Annotated in this window: 3 protein-coding genes and 1 pseudogene; all 4 read left to right on the forward strand. The window is 38.2% G+C overall.

The window, feature by feature from the left end; all coding sequences use genetic code 11:
- Positions 1-476: 476 nt before the first annotated feature.
- Positions 477-1,724, forward strand: coding sequence for an HlyC/CorC family transporter (locus CDZ78_RS12860; RefSeq protein ID WP_087870374.1), 1,248 nt, complete (start codon positions 477-479; stop codon positions 1,722-1,724).
- Positions 1,725-1,886: 162 nt separating this feature from the next.
- Entirely contained in the window at positions 1,887-2,513 is a 627-nt protein-coding gene (locus CDZ78_RS12865; protein ID WP_087870375.1) for an FHA domain-containing protein, read from the forward strand.
- Positions 2,510-2,845, forward strand: coding sequence for a PilZ domain-containing protein (locus CDZ78_RS12870; protein WP_087870376.1), 336 nt, complete (start codon positions 2,510-2,512; stop codon positions 2,843-2,845). Before CDZ78_RS12865 ends, CDZ78_RS12870 begins: the two co-directional genes overlap by 4 nt.
- 486 nt (positions 2,846-3,331) lie before the next feature.
- Positions 3,332-3,591, forward strand: a pseudogene (locus CDZ78_RS12875) (ISL3 family transposase); the annotation flags it as partial.

A 3,591-nucleotide genomic window follows, 5' to 3' on the forward strand; every position in this document is an offset into this window, starting at 1 on the left:
AAACGTAGCCTAAGCGAAGTGATGATTTTTAGTCCGCGATAGCCGTAGGGCCGTTGTTTTGTCGGAGTCTGAGCGTTAGCGAAGGTGGAGACAAAATAAAAGGCCATCCGACACGGCGTCAAGTCATTTGGAGCCTATGTTCCGACCCCTTGTTGGGTCGGGACGAGGTGACGAGGACGAATCGGGGCCGCCGGAGGCATAAGTTGGTCGCGTTAAGTTTTTGCTGCTTGCTTGGGCTGGGATGCCCAAAACAAGCTTTCGCAAAAATAGCGACTCCCCGCTAATTGCGCTCAAAAATCTAATATCCCACACAGCCATACAAAATAAAATATATTATGTATCAAAATGTTAAATTAATAATATAAAGTTAATTATAAAGAATTTTTCCGTATATTATTAATTTCTGCAAGTGAAGCTTGACAATATTCTTGCATCATAGAAACTATACCTAACTTAACTTACTCAATTGCTCTCTTTTGAACGACATTCCTCTTAGTATACTTTTTGGTGCACTTGCTGCTCTGCTTTTGTTATCCGCGTTTTTTTCAAGTTCTGAAACTGCACTGATGACCCTCAATCGTTACCGCCTACAACACCTGGTTAAACAAGGGAATAGAAGTGCAAAAAAAGCTCAACGTCTATTAAAGCGACCAGACCGCTTGCTTGGCTTAATCCTATTAGGTAATAACTTCGTTAATATCCTGGCTTCTTCTCTGGCAACTATTATCGGTATGCGCCTGATGGGTAATGAAGGTATTGCCTTGGCTGCAGGTATTCTGACTCTTGTTGTATTAATCTTTTCAGAAGTTGCCCCCAAAACTCTTGCGGCACTAAAACCAGAATTAATAGCTTTTCCAGCCTCCTGGATTTATACCCCCTTATTAAAACTATGTTATCCACTCGTATGGTTTGTCAATCTGATTGCCAATGGCTTATTACGTATTTTCGGTGTTAAGGCTAGCGATCATAACGAGACAACACTGAATAAAGACGAGCTTAAAAGTATTGTTGCTGAAACTGACTCAATTATGCCTGATAGGTATAAAAATATTTTACTCGGGATTATTGACCTGGAAAGTGCGACAGTTGAAGACATTATGACTCCCCGTAATGAAATCATCGGCATCAATATAGAAGATCCAATTGAAGAGATAATTCATCAACTTAAAAATAGTCAACATACCCGAATCCCTATCTACAAAGTAAGTATAGACCGCGTTATTGGTTTTTTACATTTAAGGACTATTCTGACGCAACTGCTTAATAGTGAAAATTTCAGCAAACAAGATATAACCAACAATCTTATTACTCCGTTTTTTATCCCGGAAACCACACCTCTACACAAACAGCTGCAAAGCTTTAAAGTCGATAAAATGCGCATAGGCTTAGTTGTAGATGAATACGGTGATGTTCAAGGTTTAGTCAGTATGGATGATTTATTACAAGGTATTGTCGGCGAAATTATGACTGAAGATGCCGATGTAAAAAAATATGCTGATGGTAGTTACCTGGTTGATGGCAGCGTAACAGTGCGTGAACTCAATCGTATTACTCACTGGAATCTTCCCACAGAGGGCCCAAAAACAATCAACGGTTTAATTATTGAGTTTTTAGAAACTATTCCCCAGACAGGCACAAGCCTTCAACTACACTATCATCAGTTAGAGGTTATTTCTCGAAATAAACACGCGATTACTCAAGTGAAATTTTCCCCCCTGAATTAGGCTAATGACTTTATTGTCCGCCCAGCCCGGTAGCAAATAGTAATAACAGTTAATATTTGAGAACTGCAGATAATCAAGTAATATTCTAAACAAGGCCATGAAAACTTGTCTATACTTAAAATAATTCTGACTGTAATCAGGTACTGATATTATTCGAATTATATGGCAAAATTTACCGATTTCTATAAAGACAACCTTTTAAGCTCAACAAGATTTGAATCAGGCGTTGTCCATATAGGTCGAGATGAAACTAATGACCTATCAATTGATAGCCTGGCATTTGCGCCAGCTCATGCTGCCGTTATCCTACATAACTCTGAAAGTATCATTAAACAGCTAAATGCAGATTTTCCACTTATGATTAATGGACAACGTCATAGCAAGCACCTTTTAAAAAATGGTGACACCATCACAATTGGCAAGCATCGTATTATATATAATCATGCAGAACCATCGTCCTTAATTCAACAGCATATACCTAAACAAGCCCCCGAAAACCAGAAAAACCAACTCACTCTACCTGAAGCTAACTTACAAATAATGCCAGGCAAACATATTGGTCACATAGTTTCCCTTAAAAAAAACATGACCCGTATAGGTAATGAAAGCGCGGGGATCATAATCGTAACACGTCGAAAAGATGGCTATTTCGCTTCAGTGCTGAAACCCGATGATAGAATAAAAATTAATGACAGAGCGTTAACCGATAAAAGTCAATTACTCAAAAATAGCGACACTATTTTAATCAACAATACCCCCATGCAGTTTTCATACACTAAAACATCATGAAGTCAGATATAGATCATCAACAGTTTCACTCTATTTTTAATAAGGCTGCCGCCCTGTTAAACCACCAGAACATTGAATACCCTTGTGAACTCATCGATATTTCTTTGTACGGCTGTTTACTTCGATTTAAAAACACATGGGAATTACATAATCTTGAATCGTTATACACTCTGACACTTAAACTTCCTGATACAGCGCCAATTATTATGAACTTATCTATTAGTCATGCTGTAGATAATGAGGTTAGCTTCAAAGTGAGCATATTGATTCAATTGGCACCTCAGCATTACTCCATTTCGTTAAGCTTAACTTTGCTGACAGCGCATTATTAGACAGAGAACTTATTGCACTTAGAAACGTACACCATTTATAGGTAAGTATCTCGGCAAAATTGATTTAACCTTCTTAGAAAATGTTAATAGGCACGTCTCTGTCATTTCAAGGGTAGTGCACGTAAAACAAGCTTTTGCCCACATTACAAAACTGATTATAATCAAAAGCTAGGTAACGTTTTTTTTGTAAAAAGACCTAACCTGATTTACATCTGTCTTATTGAATTCAAGCTTCATAGTGCCCTTCCGTTTCTCTGCCTAGGAAAAATCCTGAATGTAAATTTTCTTGATTAGTAAGGAATATTTCCAGAATAGCCAGAAAAATTCTGGTAGGTGGTCCTTTAGGTCACTTTTTACAATGCTGGCTAAAGAGACGGTGAAAATATTCAGAATAATCCCCCTCCTTGGTTAAGGAGGGGTTAGGGGAGGTTTGATATATGTTTTTGGCTCTATGTGAATCCTAGTGGGTAGTGCGATAATAATACCATGAATAATGAATCTTTATTTAGTATGGCTTTAGGCTTACAATCGCCTTGGAAAGTGGAAGAAATTATCTTTTCAAACGACAATATTTTAGAACAGAATGAACTTCATTTGCAGATAGGTTTTGAACCAGGCGCCCGTTTTGCTGATGAATCGGGGGTTCTCTGCCCAGTGCATGATACAGTCGATCGGCAATGGCAACACTTGAGCTTCTTTGAGCATTCTTGCTATCTACATTGCTCTGTTCCTCGCATCACAACAAC

Origin of the sequence: Bathymodiolus platifrons methanotrophic gill symbiont (genome assembly GCF_002189065.1) — a bacterium.
Taxonomy (GTDB): Bacteria; Pseudomonadota; Gammaproteobacteria; order Methylococcales; family Methylomonadaceae; genus Methyloprofundus.